At 60.2% G+C, this 18,016-nt stretch carries 11 protein-coding genes and 1 tRNA gene; 3 read left to right on the forward strand and 9 right to left on the reverse strand.

Annotated features, from left to right (window positions below):
- Positions 1 to 56: 56 nt before the first annotated feature.
- From BUB62_RS07360 to BUB62_RS07395, 8 genes are all read right to left on the reverse strand, one after another.
- Positions 57 to 1,355, reverse strand: coding sequence for a restriction endonuclease subunit S (locus BUB62_RS07360; protein ID WP_073108103.1), 1,299 nt, complete (start codon positions 1,353 to 1,355; stop codon positions 57 to 59).
- The gene (locus tag BUB62_RS07365; protein WP_073108105.1) at positions 1,355 to 3,721 is read right to left on the reverse strand and encodes a type I restriction-modification system subunit M; all 2,367 of its coding nucleotides are present in this window, start codon (positions 3,719 to 3,721) and stop codon (positions 1,355 to 1,357) included. The genes BUB62_RS07360 and BUB62_RS07365 overlap by 1 nt, the downstream gene beginning before the upstream one ends.
- A 339-nt stretch (positions 3,722 to 4,060) precedes the next feature.
- Positions 4,061 to 4,717 (reverse strand): hypothetical protein, encoded by a 657-nt coding sequence (locus tag BUB62_RS18950; protein WP_143164072.1) that lies wholly within the window; start codon positions 4,715 to 4,717, stop codon positions 4,061 to 4,063.
- 200 nt (positions 4,718 to 4,917) lie between these two features.
- On the reverse strand, positions 4,918 to 6,144 hold the full coding sequence (locus BUB62_RS07375; protein ID WP_084538899.1) for a VapE domain-containing protein: 1,227 nt from the start codon (positions 6,142 to 6,144) through the stop codon (positions 4,918 to 4,920).
- Positions 6,141 to 6,533, reverse strand: a complete 393-nt coding sequence (locus BUB62_RS07380; protein WP_073108110.1) for a hypothetical protein — start codon at positions 6,531 to 6,533, stop codon at positions 6,141 to 6,143. The genes BUB62_RS07375 and BUB62_RS07380 overlap by 4 nt, the downstream gene beginning before the upstream one ends.
- The gene (locus BUB62_RS07385; RefSeq protein ID WP_084538900.1) at positions 6,527 to 6,856 is read right to left on the reverse strand and encodes a helix-turn-helix domain-containing protein; all 330 of its coding nucleotides are present in this window, start codon (positions 6,854 to 6,856) and stop codon (positions 6,527 to 6,529) included. Before BUB62_RS07385 ends, BUB62_RS07380 begins: the two co-directional genes overlap by 7 nt.
- A 90-nt stretch (positions 6,857 to 6,946) precedes the next feature.
- Complete coding sequence (locus BUB62_RS18955; RefSeq protein WP_143164073.1) at positions 6,947 to 7,795, reverse strand: hypothetical protein; 849 nt, start codon at positions 7,793 to 7,795, stop codon at positions 6,947 to 6,949.
- 127 nt (positions 7,796 to 7,922) lie between these two features.
- A tRNA-Lys gene (locus tag BUB62_RS07395) sits at positions 7,923 to 7,998 on the reverse strand.
- Positions 7,999 to 8,111: 113 nt separating this feature from the next.
- Here BUB62_RS07395 and BUB62_RS07400 point away from each other — a divergent pair.
- A complete protein-coding gene (locus BUB62_RS07400) occupies positions 8,112 to 8,789 on the forward strand; it encodes an SH3 domain-containing protein (RefSeq protein ID WP_143164074.1) in 678 nt (225 codons plus the stop codon).
- An 82-nt stretch (positions 8,790 to 8,871) separates the two neighbouring features.
- Here the strand turns inward: BUB62_RS07400 and BUB62_RS07405 are convergent, their stop codons facing one another.
- Positions 8,872 to 9,675 carry an SDR family oxidoreductase gene (locus BUB62_RS07405; RefSeq protein ID WP_073108118.1) on the reverse strand — a complete coding sequence of 268 codons (804 nt, stop codon included), beginning with the start codon at positions 9,673 to 9,675 and terminating at the stop codon, positions 8,872 to 8,874.
- Positions 9,676 to 9,871: 196 nt separating this feature from the next.
- Between BUB62_RS07405 and BUB62_RS19720 the strand changes: the two genes are divergently transcribed.
- Together BUB62_RS19720 and BUB62_RS07415 are read left to right on the forward strand one after the other, a co-directional pair.
- Positions 9,872 to 12,097 carry a GEVED domain-containing protein gene (locus tag BUB62_RS19720; protein WP_084538901.1) on the forward strand — a complete coding sequence of 742 codons (2,226 nt, stop codon included), beginning with the start codon at positions 9,872 to 9,874 and terminating at the stop codon, positions 12,095 to 12,097.
- 77 nt (positions 12,098 to 12,174) lie between these two features.
- Positions 12,175 to 17,835 carry a T9SS type B sorting domain-containing protein gene (locus BUB62_RS07415; protein ID WP_084538902.1) on the forward strand — a complete coding sequence of 1,887 codons (5,661 nt, stop codon included), beginning with the start codon at positions 12,175 to 12,177 and terminating at the stop codon, positions 17,833 to 17,835.
- The last annotated feature ends 181 nt before the right edge of the window (positions 17,836 to 18,016 follow it).

The following is an 18,016-nucleotide window of genomic DNA, read 5'->3' on the forward strand; positions in this document are numbered from 1 at the left end:
TTACTCGCCCTGGCAGCCGCTACCGCTGGGCTTTCCACTACCTCCACGTCATTCATCTAGCACACCTTAATTTTGCCCGTAACGGCGGCGTTGATGAGGATTGATTTGTATTCGCGGAGTTTTTTTATCTGAAGCTCAGCCTGATTAATAGACTTGTCTGAAGCCAGTTCTATTTTGTCAATAGCATCCGCTATTTCTTGCTGCTCACCATGTGGTGGTTGAGGTATAATGAAATCGTTAAAATTTTCAGCAGGGAATCGCCAGCGCCCGAGCTGAGACACCCCTTGTCCGTAGGCATAAAACACCCTGCACTTATAGCAAAGTTGAAAGAGCCGCAGCAGGTAGTGCTTGTCAAACTTCGAATTCGTCAAGGTGAATACTCGATAGTCAGGACTAACGACACCATCAAAATTAGAAATATCAACATACCCCGTAAGTAAGTCCATATGGTTCATGGCAAATTCCCCTCGAAATACTAGCTGGTATTTCGAGTAGTCTAAAGCTATTTGCCCTTCGCCGCTGTTGATATCCTTAACTTTTACTCCGCGTTGAGTAATAGATAGAACGTCAATACCGGTTGCATTCGCAATCCTTTTAAGAATTTTGACTACGTACTTTAGCTTCTTAACTTCCCAATGCGCTGGTATCTGCCCAATCCAATCCATCCCGCTGTCCTTCATCGGTACATCGGGATTGAGGCCACGAGTAACACCCCGCTGGATGAGGATCTGCCGCCGCTCCTGCAACTGCTCAATCAGGCGCTTCTTTTGAGCAATGGCTTGGTCAATCTGGGCAGTTTTGCGGTCGAGAAAATCAACTATGGTGGTTTGCTCCTCTAGCGGTGGACAGGTCAACTCCAGTTCTCCAAAATCACTGTATCGAAAATCAGTTGACCGCTCTCTAATTCCTTTTGCCAAGGATTCGATAAACCCAGTTTTTGCCATATTTCTGAGCAAATAAGCAAAGAAATAGGGGTTGACCGAACCTGATATACGGGGCACGCATGCTGCATAAACAGGTGTAGCTTTTCCATCAGAGTCCGAAACGCCGATAGCTCCAGCAAATGCATCCATGGCATGAATGACTAAGTCACCTTTGCGTATGCCCTGATAGCCATGTTCTTTCAGCGCATTGGTAAACCCTTCGGTCTTTCGATTTATCCGCAGAGTTACCTGGCCATCACGAAAGCAGGTGACAATATCATCACTTGCTCGAACTGGGCGGTCCTGTTTCTGAAAAAGCCATTTCCCTTTTTTGAGCTCCCAGTGCGCCGGAATTTCCTTGACCCAAGAAACACCAGAATTCATGTACGCTTCGTACCTCTGAACCTCGATTTCAGCAATAGTAGATTCCATTAGACAAGAGTTAAGATATCGTGGATAAGGCCTTCACTATCACGCTCCAGCTTAAGAATTTCCTTAGTCACCAACTCGATATCGCGCAATGGCTTGTGGCGGTAGAAATATTTATTGAAGGAGATTTCGTAACCGATTTTGGTAGTTTCCAGGTTTAGCCAGGCTTCCTCGACGTGGGGCCGCACCTCGCGCATGAAGAAGGAATAAATATCCTCCTTCAGCGGCACCGACTCAGTATCGCGCAGGTCTGAGTCACTTTCGTATTGCAGCCACTCGCCCTTGCGGCCGGTGGGGTAATAGCCAAAGTCCGGCAGCTGGGCCTCGGTGCAGCCCAAGCGCTCCAGTAAGGTGTCTAGCTTGTTGCCGTTCAGCTTGACCGTTCCCTTCACCACCTTCTCCGCCGCGGCATCATACCAGCTCACCGCACCGAGAATGGCGTTTCTGTCGGAGGCCGTCAGCTTGGAGCCGAGGCTCATGAGGCCCTCGTTAACGGCGTTAGTAAACTTGTTGAAGTCGCTCCAAGCATCCGAACCCACTCGCTGCATCAGGCGGGTGGCCGTTTGCATCAGCAACCGTCCCCTGTTCCAGGTATCAGGGCTACACAGGGCCTTGGCCTGCTTGGCGCTCAGGTTCAGCTCCTGCTGCTCGCACCAGTGCAGCAGCTCCTTCTCGTGTTGAGCTAGCTCGGTGTAAATTTCCTCGCCGTATTGCGTGTAAGCCCACTCCATCGCCTCGCGCAGGCTCTTGTCGAAGCGCAGTGTGGCAATGCGCTCCTCCGTGAATTGGGCCATCAGACGCTTGGGCCGCTCCACGGTGACTTTGTAATAGCCAAAGTCGCGGTTGTCGAAGAGTTTGGAGCCAATGCCCTGGTCCTCGCCCGTTACCGGGTTCACCTGCTTCTCCACGGCCTCCATCTCCAGGTGCACTCGCACGATTTCGCGGATGTCCTCGGGCGAGAACTCGCAGTTCTTGTTGCCCAGGTTCTTGCGCAGCTTACGGTACAGCAGGCTAGCGTCGATGAGCTGCACCTTGCCGCGGCGGTGGGCCGGCTTGCAGTTGCTCAGTAGCCAGATGTAGGTGGTGATGCCCGTGTTGTAGAACAGGTTGTTGGGCAGCTGGATAATGGCTTCGAGCCAGTCATTTTCAATAAGGTGGCGGCGGATGTTGCTCTCGCCCCCGCCCGCATCGCCGGTGAAGAGCGAGGAGCCATTGTGCACCGAGGCGATGCGCGAGCCTACGGGGCTCTGGTCCAGCGGCTTCATCTTGCTCACCATCTCCATCAGAAACAGCAGCTGGCCGTCGCTAGAGCGCGGGGTGGCGTCCACCGCCTCTTCCTCCCCCCAATAGTTGCGCAGCTTGATGACGAAGCGCGGGTCGATGACATCTTTGCCATCCTTGATGTGCTTGAGGTCGGAGGCCCAGCTCTTGCCGTACGGCGGGTTGGAGAGCATGAAGTTGAACTGGCGGCCAGCAAACTCGTCTGTGGCCAGCGTGGAGCCGACGCGGATGTTCTCGGGGTTATTGCCCTTGATCATCATGTCGCTCTTGCAGATGGCGTAGGTCTCGTCGTTAATTTCTTTGCCAAACAGGTACACGTCGGAAGAGGCGCGGATGATGCCTTCCTCGTCCTTGACGAAGTTCTGCGACTCCGTTAGCATTCCCCCCGAGCCGCAGGCCGGGTCGTAGATGGTGATAACCGAGGGCATCGTATCCTTGATCGGCTCAAACACGAGGTGGGTCATTAGGTCGATGACTTCGCGGGGCGTGAAGTGCTCCCCAGCCTCTTCGTTATTGTCCTCGTTGAAGCGGCGAATAAGCTCCTCGAACACGTAGCCCATGCCCAGATTGCTCAGCGCGGGCAGCTTGCGGCCGTCCGGGTCGTTGCTCTCGAATGGCGTGAGGTTAATGTATGGCGACGTGAATTTCTCCAGCACATCCAGCAGCACGTCCTTGGTGGCCATGTGGCGCATCTGCGCCTTGAGCTTAAACTTGTCAACAATCTCCTTGACGTTGCTGCTGAAGCCGTTCAGGTACTCCTCAAAGTTGGCAACCAAGATCTGCTGGTTGTTAGTGGCCGTGCCTTTCAGGCGCTGCAGCGTCCAGGGGCTGGTGTTGTAGAACACGTACCCGGCAGCCTGGCGCAGGCCGGCCTCATCCCACTCGGTCAGGCCGGCATCATCCCGCTGGAAAGTCAGCTCTTCCATGACGGCATCTTTGGTCGGTTCCAGCAGCGCATCAAGGCGGCGCAGCACCACCATGGGCAGAATTACATCACGGTACTTCCCACGGACATAAACGTCGCGCAGGCAGTCGTCGGCTATGGACCAGATGAAGGAAACAAGTTTGTTGTGGACGGCGGTATTCATCTAAGGCAAAGAGGAGAAAGAAATCAAAGGAAGTATGAGAATATAGCCTTGCAAGATAGACTGGGCCATCTAAAAGACTGCAACTAATGTAGAGTTTGTGGACATTAAAGGCCGTGGCTGAGATGATGTACTTATGGCATTTTTCCTCACCCATGGGGCTATTTATACATATAGGAGGTAGCCAGCTTCATCAAGAAAATATTGGGTAACAAAAAAGACACTACAGTTTGTAGTGTCTTTTTTGGTCGGGACATAGAACGTTTCCAAGTAAACGTTGCAGAGGCGTAACTAACCGTTAACTATGCGTTACAATACCCGTTTCTGTAACGGCACTAACCCTTATTCCAGCAGCCGTTCTCTTAGCTGCTTACGCCACTTTTTTGTTAGATCGTAACGCGCTTTCTGACCGGTGAAGAAGCTGCTTTGGGCTTCCTGCTGCGTTTCACGGAGTTCCTGCGCCACGTCCCACAGATCGTTCAGGCGCTGACGGGCAACGCTCTCCGGCTGGGCGAGGTGCGGGTGCTGCTTATAGTCTTCCCGTGCATCAACAACCACATCCAGGAGCTGCTGCAATTGTTTCATGTGGAGGCGCTGGCCTTCGTATTCCAAGAATGGCTCGATGGCCTGCACATAGTGCTCATGCACTTCGCGGCACAACGCTTCCTCATGGCGACGTTTCTGTTCAGCTTCCTGCGCCGCTTGTTCCGCCCGGTAGCGGGTCATATAGTCACCTACCGCATGGGAGGCCGAACTGACCGGCTGAAAGGACACTACGGACAATGGCGTAGAGGCCGGTGGAGCTGGCTCATGCCACGGCAACAAGCCAGTAACCGGGGTCAGTTTGGTGGAAGAGACGTCTTCAAAGTCCACGTCGATGGATTCGACTTGGCGCTGACGATGGGCGCGCACCCGGCAGGCCACGCTGCAAAAGGTTTTATCGGTGCGACCCGAAATGGGCTCACCGCAGACACTGCATTCTTTTTCGGAGAAATTCATATGGAAGAAAACTAGAAAGGTGGAAGAGCCAAGAATCAATGTCTTGGTGGGGATTGTGCTGCGTTCTTCCCGTGACAGCCGTGACGCGCCCCAATCGCGTCACGTGACGCCTCTGAGCAAGCCACCCGACCAAAAGGCTGCTGGAGGCCCAGGAGCTGCCGTCACGACTGGCACGGGAAGAAAGAGCAAGAAGTATGGGACTAGGGAATCGGGCGGGAGGTCTTATCCTCCCACGCCGCGTGCACCAATTCCCTCACCAGGTAGCCTGCCACCCGGTGGTCCCCCTCAATGCGCCTCTGCTGGCGCTTGATGCCTAACCGAGCCAGCGCCTCCCCTACCGCTTTGTCGCGCAGGTTGCGTGTGGTCAGCCCCACCTGCAGGCGCTCCTTGATCTGGGCCAAGGTCAGGAAGTTGTTGCCCGCCACGAAAGTCGCCGCCACTAGGTCGTATTCGGGGGTGTCGTGCTGGAACTGCCGGTTACGCTCGTGCACCGTCAGCATTTCGTCATCGGCAAACCAGTACTGAAAGCCGCCCTTCCAGAGCTGATAAGCTTCGCGCCACACGGCCGTGATATCTACCTGCTGGGCCGCCTCGAGGTCGATAGCCTCGACCTCGAAGGGCAAAAACCGCCGCGAACCGGTGGGATCGGTGAGGAAGTCGGCGCCGTTGACGCTGCCCATGAACGAGGCGCGGCGCGGCAGTTCGGTAATGAGGCGGGCGTAAGGACGCCGCACTTTCACGGAGGGCTGGGTAATGAGCGTTTTGAGCGAGTTCTCGTCCTGCTTATTGAGCGTGCGGAGCTGATCGTCGATGTTGATGAAGAGGTATTCCGACAGCAACAACTGCGTGTCCTTGCTCTCGACATGGATTTTGCCGGTGAACAGATACTGCTGAGCCAGTGGTTTGGGGCAGAGCAGCTCCAACCACGTAGTTTTACCACGGCCCTGCCCGCCCGTCAATACCAAGCACGTATGATTCTGGCATCCCGTCGATGTCAGCGCGTTAGCTACAACGGACACGACCCACTTCTTCAGGTAGAGGGCAAATGTCGCCGGGTCTGCCACCGTCACGGTAGCCGCCAGCTGGGCGATGGTTCCATCGGCTGGGCTTTCGCCCAGGCCGATGAAATACTGCTGCAGCGGGTCAACGCGGGGGGTGAAGTCCGAGGCCAGCAAACGGTACAGACCATCCGGGCGCATGGGGCAGCCGTGATGCGTCAATTCGCGGCTCAGGCTGTTGAGGCGGTAATCGTCCAGCAGTTGGTAAGGAGCGGCGCTGCCCGCCGGGCGCCACTCCACTACTTCCTTGACAACGTTGTAGTACAGCTCATTATTTGTCGAAATGTAGGTTTCTACTGCCCGCAGCTTTTGGTCACCGTCGGCCACCAGCGAAGGTGTAGCCGCGGTCGAATTCGTAGTGCGCTTCATATCCCCAGCTTCGACAAGAGTTTATCGATGCACTTGGGGTAGGTGATCCACCCCTGGTTATGGGGACGCGCATCCCGCGGCGCGTCGGCACCGATCTGCAGCAAGAACTGCTTCAGGGAAGGGTCCTGCTTCTTCAGGCGCAGTATTTGCCCCTCGGCGAAAGCCCAGAGCTTCGGCCACCGCAGTTTAGCTTCGACGTTCGAAACGGGCATTTGCCCCCGCAACGAATGAGCGAGGTGGTAGATTTCCCCCACATCTTGGAGCAGCTCGTCATGGCGCTTACGCGCTTGTTCTGACACGGCCGACTTGGCCCGCCCGGCCATCCACTCACCTACTTTCACGTGCAGGTGCAGGGCCTTGGTCTCGATGAGTTTGACCGTGCTTAGCATTCGAGCGGCCCCCCCTTTACTTTCGCCTTTTCCAAATAGGCCACTAATTCGCTGCGGCGGTACAGCACGCGCTTGTCCGACGAATTGTAAGCCGTGATACGGCCTTCGCGGCGCAGCTTGTTCAGCGTTGGCTTCGACAGCTTGACGAATTCCAGCGCTTCCCGCGTGGTGAAGTACTCTGAAATGCCGTGCTGTGCCCCTTTGCTCATAGCATCGAGCAAGGGTTGCATTTTCTGGTCGAGCAGGACGCTAAGAACGCCTCGCAGTTGGGGAAGCGACAACAGCACCAGTGCCGCTTCCTGAGTAGTGGGGGAGAGTTTCATTTACCTTCCTTTTGATTAAAGTGAAGGCAAATGTTTGGTCGGTGGGAAAGCCGTGGGAGGTACACCCTTCCCAGGAAATTCCAGGATTGGTTATTTTTTACTAACGTCTTTTAATTGGTAAGCACCGGTGTCAAGACAGGGACGGATACCATGAATAAATCGTATCGCTTGTTCGAAATTGTCTTCTGTATAGATAAAGTCCCTTGCCCGCTCGCGCGCCACCGCGGAGAGATTGGAGTTCAGATAGCGGCGGATCGTTGTCTTATAGCTACCAATCTGGCTGTGAATAAAGTCCACCTGCTGGTCGATATCGTTGTTGTTAGACAATTTTACTTCTCCGTGCGCTATCAGTAGCTTATATGCCAACACTTTTTGCTTAACAGTAGTGTGCTTTCCTGGCCCTTCACCTTTTGCCTCGGCTAGATGTCCGGCAGCAAGCTGCTTACTATAAGATTCCAGCCAAGCAAGTGTGTTCCGCAGCACTTGTGTTGCTTCCTTCTCATCGGTTTGCTGTGCTACCCCAATGCCTTCCAATAATAGCCGCCGCAAATACCCTTGAAAATCAGCTCTCGCACGTGTAGATCCCAACTGGCCCAGGTGGAAAGTGAGCAACTCTACATTGTAAGCTTCAGAAGGTATTAATACAGCGTCTGCACTAACAGGCTCAATGCCGCTAGTTCGTAGCCGCTGGAGAAGAAAGACATCCCAACGCGCAGGTGAGGCCGGAACCTGACGTCCCTCCGAATCAACTTCAATGAGCTGTGGAAAGGCCAGTGGGTTTTTAAGGCTTCCTTCATCCTCCGGTATCTGGGGTAAAGTAAAAGATTCTCCCTTAGCGTATGCTTCGCAGGCGTCTATAGTCACCGATTGAGAATACACAAATCGCTTTACAACGGCTTCTAAAGTAAAAGGAGGGCGCTTTACCTTGCTACTAGGCATGTATTTACAAGAGTTTACCAGAATTTCCTCCTACGGCAGAAACAGGGACGTATGTTATGCCAGCGGCGGCCCCACTCACGGCCCCAGTAACAAAAAAACCGCCATTGCAGCCTGCAATGGCGGTTTTTGGTGATCCCGCTGGGATTCGAACCCAGGACCCGTACATTAAAAGTGTACTGCTCTACCAGCTGAGCTACAGAATCGTTTACTTGCATTCCGGACGCGTGCTCCCTGATTGCGGATGCAAAAGTAGACGAACGTGCTTAATCTGCCAAATGCTTTGCTGAAAAACAGCCTCTTTTTTTGCTTCTTGTTTTTGCTGCTTATTCAAACTACTAGCGGTCAAACTATTAGCCCAGTTCTTCGCAAGGCCGATTCTCTGTTTGCTCGGGGAGCCTACGAAACGGCTTATCCGCTTTATCGGCAGGAGCTGCGGCGGCATGGGCGGGCTTCTGACCGCTCATTGCTGCGCATGGCGTATGTGCAGGAAGGTTTGGGGCATTATCCGGCGGCACTCTATTATCTGAGTCTGGCGCAGGCCCGGCAGCCGCGCCGGACAACCTGGCTGAAAATCACGGAAGTAGCCCAGAACCACCGCCTTACCGGCTACACCACCTCCTGGCGGCAGGAATTGATCATCACTTTTCGCCGCTACTACTATCGCGGGTTGCAGGGGCTATTGGGCGTGGCGGTGGCGGGTGGCATTCTGCTCCTGCTGCGACGCGGCGCGGCGCGGCGCTGGTGGCTACCCTACACTACGTATCTGGGGCTGGTGGCGCTGTATCTGAATGTGTTGGTGCCGGACCAGACGGGCCTAGTGGCCCGCTCCCGCGCCGCGCTGATGGCCGGTCCCAGCGCCGGGGCCAGCTGGCTCACCACCGCCACCGCCGGCGACCGGCTGGTGGTGCAGGGGCAGGAGGACATTTGGTATCGGGTGCGCTGGCGCGGGCGCGAGGCCTACATCCGCCGCAACGACCTGCTGCTGGTGCAATAAGCTGAAGCCGCGGGTCAGCCATTGCCCTGCCTTATTTATCCCAAAAGCCGCCGCCATACTACTTAGCTTCTGCCCGGTTGCCTTATACCGGTGAGCCTTCCTCCTTGCGGAAGTGGCTCAGCACCAGGCGGTCGGTGAGGGCGGGAAACCACTTGTTCAGCAACACGGTGAGCTTGCCCTGGCCGGTAAGCACCAGGTCGCGGCGGCGCTGCTGCACGGCCCGCAGCAGGTGCTGGGCCACTTCCTCGCTGCTCATCATTTTCTGCTCGTCGCGGGGCGATTCGCCCTGGGCGGAGCCGTCGGCGGCCAGCGCGGTCTGCCGGATGTTGGAGGTGGTGAAGCCGGGGCAGGCCACCAGCACGTGTACGCCCTGGGGCAGCAGCTCGGTACGCAAGGCTTCCAGAAAGCCCTGCATAGCAAATTTGGAGGCCGAATAGCCCGTGCGCCCCGGCAGCCCTCGGTAGCCGGCAATGCTGCTGATGCCCACAATTGAGCCTTTGGCCGCTATAATGTGCGGCAGCGCGAACTTGGTGGCGTACACGGTGCCGAAGAAATTGGTCTGCATCAACTGCCGGATTACATCGAGGTCGGCATCCTCGAAGCGGGCCCGCATGGAGATACCGGCGTTGTTGAGCAGCACGTCGAGGCGGCCAAAAGCGGCGATGGTTTCGGCTACGGCCCGCTGCGAATCCTCTTCGCGGCCAACATCGGCCCGCACGGTGCGGTGCGCAATGCCCAGGCGGGTCAGTTCCTGGGCGGTGTCGGCCAGGCGGGCTTCGTCGCGGCCCGTGACAACTATTTGAGCACCAACCTGCCCAAATGCCACCGCGCAGGCGCGGCCAATGCCGGAGGTGCCCCCGGTGATGAGAACTACTTTTCCTTTCATGAGCTAAAGCAAGCGTGAAGACTGGCCGGGCAGACTGGGCCAGAAAAGGCAAAACTACGGCTTTTGCGAACGTGGGGCAGCCCCCGCCGCGGCCGGAAAAAAACCGGCCCGCGCGGACCGGCCGGCTACCGTGCGAATAGGATTTAGTCGCTACATTTAGGGACAAATTTCCCCGTCCCTATTTCCGGCGTTTTCTATGATTCAACTACTACGCTTTGGGCGCAAAGCGCCAGCACTTTACGGCTTTTTACTTCCGGCCTTGCTACTACTGGCCGGCACTACTGCGCAGGCCCAATGCCCGGTGGCGGCCAACTGCACGCCCGGCGCGGCTTCCAATCCGGGAGCCATCAGCGTGGGCATGGGCATTTTCAACGTCACGCTGGGCTCCATCAACAGCACCACCATTGGCGTGGCTGATGGCTATAAGGACTACTCGTGCGCGGGCAGCGCCACGCTCACGGTCGGCACTGACCACGCCATCAGCGTGCGGACCAATGCCAACACCGACGAGAACGTGCGGGTCTGGCTCGACCTCAACAACGACGGGGCCTTCGATGCCACCACGGAGTTGGTGTTTTCCTCAAACAGCAAGCGCCTGCACACCGGCACCATTCGCCTGCCCCTGACCACCACGCTGAACGCCCGCCTGCGGCTGCGCGTGGCCGCCGACTATTTCGGCTCGCCGGTGCCGGGTCCCTGCACCACGCCGGTATTTTCGCAGACCGAAGACTACGCCCTGACGGCCGTGACCAACACGGCTGCCCCCACCGCCGAATTTGTTGCCGACCAGCCCCTGACGTGTTCGGGTTGCGTGCAGTTCACCGACCAGAGCCAGAATTCGCCCACCTCGTGGCTCTGGAACTTCGGCGACGGCACCACCAGCACCCTGCAGAGCCCCCGCCGCTGCTACACCACCGCCGGCACCTACACCGTGACGCTGACGGCCACCAACGCCGCGGGCAGCAACACCCGCACCCGCACCAACTACGTGACCTACAACAGCACGGTGCCCGTGGCGGCTAGCTGCGCGCCTACCACGGCGGCGCAGTGCTGCGGCTACGGCATCACGCAGTTCACGCTGGGCACGCTCACCAAATCCTCGGCGGTGGGCAGCTACGAAGATTTTACCTGCTCTTCCCGCGTCGAGCTGACGGAGGGCAACTCCTACGCCATCAGCATTACCACGGGCACGGCCAACGCGCAGGACACGCGGGTGTGGCTGGACCTAAACAACGACGGCGTGCTCAATGCCACCACCGAGCTGCTGTATCAGGCCCTGAACCGGGTGAGCCCGACCGGCACGATTAGCATTCCGGGGTCGGCGGTGAAAAACCAGCCGTTGCGCCTGCGCGTGATTTCGGACTTTGTGGGCGGGGCCAGCCTGCCGTGCGCCAATCCGCAGCTGGGCCAGGCCGAAGACTACACCGTGACGGTGCGCGCAAACACCAACCCGCCGGTGGCCGCCTTCACTTCGAACTACGTGCCCGCCGCCTGCGTGAACCCCGTGCAGTTCACCGACCAGAGCCAGAACGCCCCGACTTCGTGGCTCTGGAACTTCGGCGACGGCACTACCAGCACCCTGCAGAACCCCTCGCACCAGTACACCACGTCGGGCACTTACACCGTGGCGCTGACCGCCACCAACGCCTTTGGCAGCAACACCAGCACCCGCACCAGCTACCTGACCGTGGCCGTGCCCTGCCTGCAGTACTGCGCCTCCACTGGCCAGAACCAGAACGTCTGGCTGACCACCGTGGGCGTAACGGGCCCGGCCCTGAATTTCAGCAACTCTTCGGGAGCCGACCCGAACGGCTACGGCAACTACCTGAGCCGCACCATTACGCTGCGTATCGGCCAGACGTATAGCCTGACCACTACGGCCGGCCAGGGCTTCCAGCGCACTACGTCGGTCTGGATTGACTTCAACCGCGACGGTACGTTTGCCACCAACGAGCTGCTGGCTAACAGCGCTTCCGGCATCAGCTCCTTTTCCAGCTTTGCCATTCCCAGCCAGACCAGCCTGGTGGGCTTCACCCGGATGCGCATCGTGACGCGGCTGAATAGCAACCAGGCCAACCCCTGCCTGCAGAATCAGCTGAACGCCGAAACGGAGGACTATTCGGTGGAAATCAGCCAGGGCACGGCCACCGCGGAGGCCCGCACGCTGCCGGCCCTGAGCATCTTCCCCAACCCCACGCCGGACGGAATGCTGCACCTGCGCCTGCCCGATGCCAGCGCCGCCGGCTCCTACGCCGTGACGGTGTACAATGTGCTGGGAGCTGAGCTGCAGCGCACCCAGCTCCTGCTGGGCCCGGCCCGCCCCGCCACCCTCGACCTGACGGCGCTGCCCCGCGGCCTGTATGTGGTGCGGCTGCAGGGCACCAATGGCCAGGTGGCCATCCGCCGCATCGAGCGCCAGTAAGTCCGGGCGCTCCTTCTTCTTTGCCTTTCCCACCGGCCGCACTGCGCCGGCCCTCTTTCTTTTTCTAATTGAATTCTATGCGACCATTTTTACAGCGTAGCCTGCTCCTGGTGCTTTTGCTGATGGGCTTGCGGGCTATGCCGGCGGCAGCCTCCCACTTGCTGGGCGGCGAAATCACTTACTCCTATCTAAACGCCAACGGCCCCGCGGCCACGCCTTACCGCTACCGCGTAACGGTGCTGGTATATGTGAATGCCGGCAGCACTTCTTCGGTGCCTGATGGCCGGCCGTCGGTTGACGTGGCTTTCTACAACAAGACCACCGGCAACCGCCTGCAGACGGTTACTATTCAGCGCACGTCTAACCCCATCATCACGCCGCCCCAGCCGGGCGGGTGCAGCACGCCGGGCGGCGCGCCCATCACGGTGCGGCTGGTGCGCTACGAAACCATCGTGAACCTGCCGCTGGCCTTCGAGGGCTACTACGCCGTGTATACCGACGGCACCCGCAACGCCGGCATTCTGAACCTGGCCCAGTCGGACAGCTGGGGCCAGTTGATTTACGTGGAAATGGCCCCGCCGCTGATTCCCAACTCCTCCCCCACGTTCTCCGATACGGCCGTGGTAGTAGTGTGCCAGGGCGACACGAGCATCATCGTAAACAACGCCGTGGATGCCGACGGCGACCGGCTGATTTACTCCTTCAGCCGACCCTACGGGTCGCAGGGGGGCGGACCGCTGCCTACTGTTTTCACCCCACCGCCGCCGGCCGTTACGTACGCCAACGGCTATAGTCAGACCGCGCCCTTCGGCACCGGCCCCGGCCGCTATGCGTTTCTGAACGCCAGCAACGGCATCAGCTCCTACGCCACGGCCCTGCTGGGGGCTTATGTGGTGGCGGTAGAGGTGAAGGAATACCGCACCATCAACGGGGCAGAAGTACTCATTGGCTCGACGCGCCGGGAAATTCAGCTGGTTTCGCGCACCTGCCAGCCCAACCGGGCTCCGCAGTTTACGCCCTCCACGCTGGCCACGCGCCTCTACACGGTGGAAGAAGGCCAGACCGTCAGCTTCAACCTGGCGGCTACCGATGCCGATGGCAACCCCATCAATATGAAAGTAAACAGCGTGCTGCTCGACGGCTCCGGGCCGTTCAATGCCACGTTTGCCGGCAGTCAGGGCGTAGTGCAGCCCGGCAACCCCACCGGTACGGTGACCGTCAACGGCACCAGCGGCAGCGTGAACGGGCAGTTCGTGTTCAACTCCAGCTGCGGCACGGCCCGCAATACGCCCTACGACATTGTGGTGACGGCTACGGACGTGACCTGCGGCGCAAAAAGCATTGCCGACGTATTCCAGATTCAGGTGACCAAGGCCGCCGGGCCCACCAGCGTTACTGGCGAGGCCGTGATTTGCGACCGGGCCCAGGTAGCCACCTATACGGCCGTGGGGCCGGTGGCAAGCAGCTATCTATGGTCGGCGCAGGGCGGCACTATTCAGGGTTCCAACACCAATAATACGGTGCAGGTGCGCTGGAATACCGTGGGTGCCGGGCGCGTGACGGTGAAGGGCATCTCCGCCCTGGGCTGCCCCTCCGACTCCGTGTCGCGGGCCGTGGACGTGCGCCCGGCCAGCGGCCTGGCCGTGACGGCCAACCCGACCATCTGCGAAGGCACCAGTACCACGCTCACCGCCAGCGGGGCCCAAAACTACGCCTGGACCGGCGGTGGCCAGAACTCGACTAGCGCCACCATCACCGTAGCCCCCACCCAGACCACCACCTACACCGTGACGACGACGGACGGCGTGTGCACCACCGCGCGCCAGGTAACGGTGACGGTGAATCCGCGCGCCATCGCCAACGCCGGGGCTGACGCGAGTGTGTGCTCAGGCAGCCCCACGCAGCTGGGCGCGGCTTCTTTGGCAGGCTACACCTACCAGTGGAGCCCGGCTACCGGCCTGAGCAGCGCCACGGTGGCCAACCCTACCTTCCTGCAAACCAACACCACCAGCGCCCCGCAGCAAATCACCTACACCCTGACCGCCACCACGGCCCAGGGCTGCGTAGCTACCGACCAGGTAACGGTGACCCTGAACCAGGCCGCCGTAGCGCAGGCCGGCCCTAACCCGCAGGCGTTCTGCTCGGGCGGCTCGGCCGCCATTGGCGTGCTGAACTCCGGCGTAGCCGGCGTGACTTACCTCTGGACCCCGGCCACCGGCCTGGCCAACCCAGCCGCGCCCGCCACAACGGTAACCCTGACCAACACCGGCACCGCCCCCATCAGCACGGACTACATTCTGCGGGCTACCACCGCGCAGGGCTGCACGGCCGTGGATACGGTGCGCGTGACGGTGAACCCGGCTGCCATTGCCAATGCCGGCACCAGCCGCGCCGTGTGCTCGGGCGAAACGGTGACGCTGGGTGCGGCTTCTTTGGCGGGCTATACCTATCTGTGGAGCCCGGCCACCGGCCTGAGCAGCACTTCGGCGGCCCAGCCTACTTTCTCGCAGGTGAACAATGGCACCGCGCCGCAGACCTACACTTTCAACCTGCTGGCCACTACGGCCCAGGGCTGCACGGCTACGGCATCGGTTACGATTACCGTGAATCCGGCGGCGGTGGCAGTGGCCGGCGCTGACCGCGTATTCTGCTCCGGCGGCTCGGCCGCGCTGGGCGATGCGGCCTCGGCCGTGGCGGGCAGCACCTACCTCTGGAGCCCGGCCACGGGCCTGAGCGCGGCCAACACGCCCAACCCGATCGTGACGCTGACCAATACCGGCACCACGCCCATCGTGACCGATTACGTGCTGCTCGTGACCACCAACCTGGGCTGCCTCAAGCGCGACACCGTGCGCGTGACGGTGAACCCAGCCGCCGTAGCCATTGCCGGCACCGACCGCGCCATCTGCTCGGGCGAAACCACCCAGCTGGGCTCGGCCGCTTTGGCGGGCTACTCCTATTCGTGGAGCCCGGCCACTGGCCTGAGCAGCGCTACGTCCGCCAACCCGACGTTCTCGCTGGCTAACACCGGCACCACGCCCCAGCTCTACACCTTCACCGTGACGGCTACCACGGCCCAGGGCTGCACGGCTACTTCTACCGTGCGCGTCACAGTAAACCCAGCTTCGGTAGCCAATGCCGGCGCCGACCGCGCCGTTTGCTCGAACACCGCTACGCAGCTGGGCTCGGCCGCTTTGGCGGGCTACTCCTATTCGTGGAGCCCGGCCACTGGCCTGAGCAGCGCTACGTCCGCCAACCCGACGTTCTCGCTGGCTAACACCGGCACCACGCCCCAGCTCTACACCTTCACCGTGACGGCCACCACGGCCCAGGGCTGCACGGCTACTTCTACCGTGCGCGTCACGGTGAATCCGGCCGCCGTGGCCAACGCCGGCACCAGCAAAGCCTTCTGCTCCGGCGAATCGGCGACGCTGGGCAACGCGGGCAGCGTGGTAGCGGGCAGCATCTATCAGTGGAGCCCGGCCACCGGGCTGAGCAGCGCCACCTCGGCCACGCCCACCGTTACGCTGACCAACACCGGCACCACGCCCATCACGACGACCTACACGCTCACCGTAAATACGGCCTTCACGCCCAGCTGCCCGGCTACTTCCACCGTGACGGTGACGGTGAACCCGGCCGCCGTGGCCAATGCCGGAGCCGACGTGGCGCTGTGCGCGGGTGCCACCACCACCCTGGGCACCACGGCGCTGGCGGGCTACTCCTACTCCTGGAGCCCGGCCGCCAACCTGAGCAGCGCCGCCACGGCCCGCCCGGTTTTCACGGCCGTAAACAACACGCTGGCCCCCATCACGACAACGTACACCGTGACGGCCCGCACGGCGGAAGGCTGCGAAAACACCGACGCGGTAGTCGTGACGGTGAACCCGACCCCGCTGACTGACAGCATTCAGGGCAGCCAGTCGGTGTGCCCCACGGTGCAGGGCGTAGTATATTCTATCCGGAATCCGCGCAGCGCCACTTACCAATGGACGGTAGTGGGCGGCACGATTGCCAGCGGCCAGGGCACGCCGAGCATCACCGTAAACTGGGGCGGCCCGAATGCCGCGGCCAGCGTGCGGGCGTTTGCCATCAACACCACGCTCTGCCAGTCGGCAGCCGTTGTGCTGCCCGTGCGCATCAACCAACTGCTGCAAACGGCCCGGCCGACCGGCCCGAACAACGTGTGCCAGGCCAACGGCCCCTACACCTACCAGACCGTGCTGACCACCGGCTCGTCGTATGCCTGGAGCATCATTGGCGGCACGCAGGTGGCTACCAGCGCTAATACCGTGACGGTGAACTGGACCCGGCCCGGCATCGGCAAGATTGCCGTGTTTGAAACCACCAACCCCACCGGCGGGCGTTGCATCAGCCAGACCCCGCTCGATACGCTGTATGTGAACGTGCTGCCCTCACCCCTGGCCACACTGGCCATCAGCGGCCCCAGCCGGGCCTGCGTGAACGGCGGCACCATCAGCTTCACGCTGCCGGGCGCGGCCAACTCGACCTATGCCTACACGCTGAACGGGGCGGCCATCAGCGGCACCACCGGCACCGTGACGCTGCCGATACCAGCCGCGCCGGGCACCTACACGCTGACGGCGCAGGAGAAAAACGCCAGTCTGTGCTCGGGCCCCACCTACTCCCGACAGTTCACGGTAGTGCCGGCGCTGGCCATCAGCGGTCCGGCCAACTATTGCCCCGAAACCCGCACCGGCCTTACCTACACCGTTGGCACTACGGCTTCGGCTTTGCCGAACGCCAATTACCAGTGGTCGGTGACGGGCGGCGGCACTATTGCCAGCGGCCAGGGCACCGGCACCGTTACAGTTAATTTCCCGGCCGGCACTACGGCGGCCACCGTGCAGGTGAGCGACGTGAACAGCGCCGGCTGCGCCAGCATCATTACCGTGCGGCCCGACAACGCCAGCGTGGCCCTGCAGGCGGCCTCCGTGGCTTCCGGCGACCGGAGCATCACGCTGCGGCTGTCCGTGCCGAACAACGCGGGCAACGGCGGGCAGGTGAAAATCATGCGACGCGACGCCGGGGCCACCGGGGCTTTCATCACCGTGGGCACCGTGGCTAACACCGCCACCACCTTCACCGATACGAATGTGGATGCCGATGCCAAGGCGTACGAATACCGCCTGGAGCTGCTGAACAGCTGCGGCACCGCACTGCAAAGCCAGGACCACACCACCATTCGCACCGTGGCCACGGCCACCGAAGGCCAGTCGGGCCGCGACGAGGGCAAGGTGAGCATGAACTGGAACGCCTACCGCGGTTTCGAAGTGAAGGAATACCAGATCTTCCGCTCGGCCGATAACGGGGCCGCCCAGCTGGTAGCCACCGTGCCGGCCGCCACGCTGCGAACGGAGCTGGCCAGCAGCACCGCCGGCTTCGACCAGTGCCTGCGGGTGGTGGCCGTGAGCACCAGCGGCAACCTCACCGCTGCCTCCAACGATGCCTGCGTGACCTTCACCAACGAGCTGGTTTTCTACAACGTCGTTACCCCGAACAGCGACGGGTTGAACGATAAGTTCGAAATCAAGAACGTGGAGCTGTATCCGGGCAGCTCCATGACCATCCTGAACCGTTGGGGCAAGGAAGTGTACTCGAAAGCCAGCTACGACAACTCCTGGAGCGGAGCCGAGCAGCCCGCCGGCGTGTACTACTACCTGCTCAAGCTGAGCACCGGCAAGACGTACAAAGGCTGGTTTGAGCTGGTGAAATAAACCACGGATTGACGCGGATTTTTCGGATTTCGCGGATTTTGTGGACGATTAGCAGCAACAAGGAAGGCCACCCGCTTGGGTGGCCTTCCTTGTTTTGTGGCGTGTCGGAAAGCGGTGCAGTATGGCTTGGCTACCGCGCCGTTCACAAAATCCGTGTAATCCGAAAAATCCGCGTCAATCC

Source organism: Hymenobacter daecheongensis DSM 21074 (assembly GCF_900141805.1).
Classification (GTDB): Bacteria; Bacteroidota; Bacteroidia; order Cytophagales; family Hymenobacteraceae; genus Hymenobacter; species Hymenobacter daecheongensis.

Excerpts from the sequence above, each read along its gene's own strand:
- BUB62_RS07360 (WP_073108103.1), bottom strand. The coding sequence starts at position 1,355 with ATGGAATCTACTATTGCTGAAATCGAGGTTCAGAGGTACGAAGCGTAC.
- BUB62_RS07365 (WP_073108105.1), bottom strand. The coding sequence starts at position 3,721 with ATGAATACCGCCGTCCACAACAAACTTGTTTCCTTCATCTGGTCCATA.
- BUB62_RS18950 (WP_143164072.1), bottom strand. The coding sequence starts at position 4,717 with ATGAATTTCTCCGAAAAAGAATGCAGTGTCTGCGGTGAGCCCATTTCG.
- BUB62_RS07375 (WP_084538899.1), bottom strand. The coding sequence starts at position 6,144 with ATGAAGCGCACTACGAATTCGACCGCGGCTACACCTTCGCTGGTGGCC.
- BUB62_RS07380 (WP_073108110.1), bottom strand. The coding sequence starts at position 6,533 with ATGCTAAGCACGGTCAAACTCATCGAGACCAAGGCCCTGCACCTGCAC.
- BUB62_RS07385 (WP_084538900.1), bottom strand. The coding sequence starts at position 6,856 with ATGAAACTCTCCCCCACTACTCAGGAAGCGGCACTGGTGCTGTTGTCG.
- BUB62_RS18955 (WP_143164073.1), bottom strand. The coding sequence starts at position 7,795 with ATGCCTAGTAGCAAGGTAAAGCGCCCTCCTTTTACTTTAGAAGCCGTT.
- BUB62_RS07405 (WP_073108118.1), bottom strand. The coding sequence starts at position 9,675 with ATGAAAGGAAAAGTAGTTCTCATCACCGGGGGCACCTCCGGCATTGGC.
- BUB62_RS19720 (WP_084538901.1), top strand. The coding sequence starts at position 9,872 with ATGATTCAACTACTACGCTTTGGGCGCAAAGCGCCAGCACTTTACGGC.
- BUB62_RS07415 (WP_084538902.1), top strand. The coding sequence starts at position 12,175 with ATGCGACCATTTTTACAGCGTAGCCTGCTCCTGGTGCTTTTGCTGATG.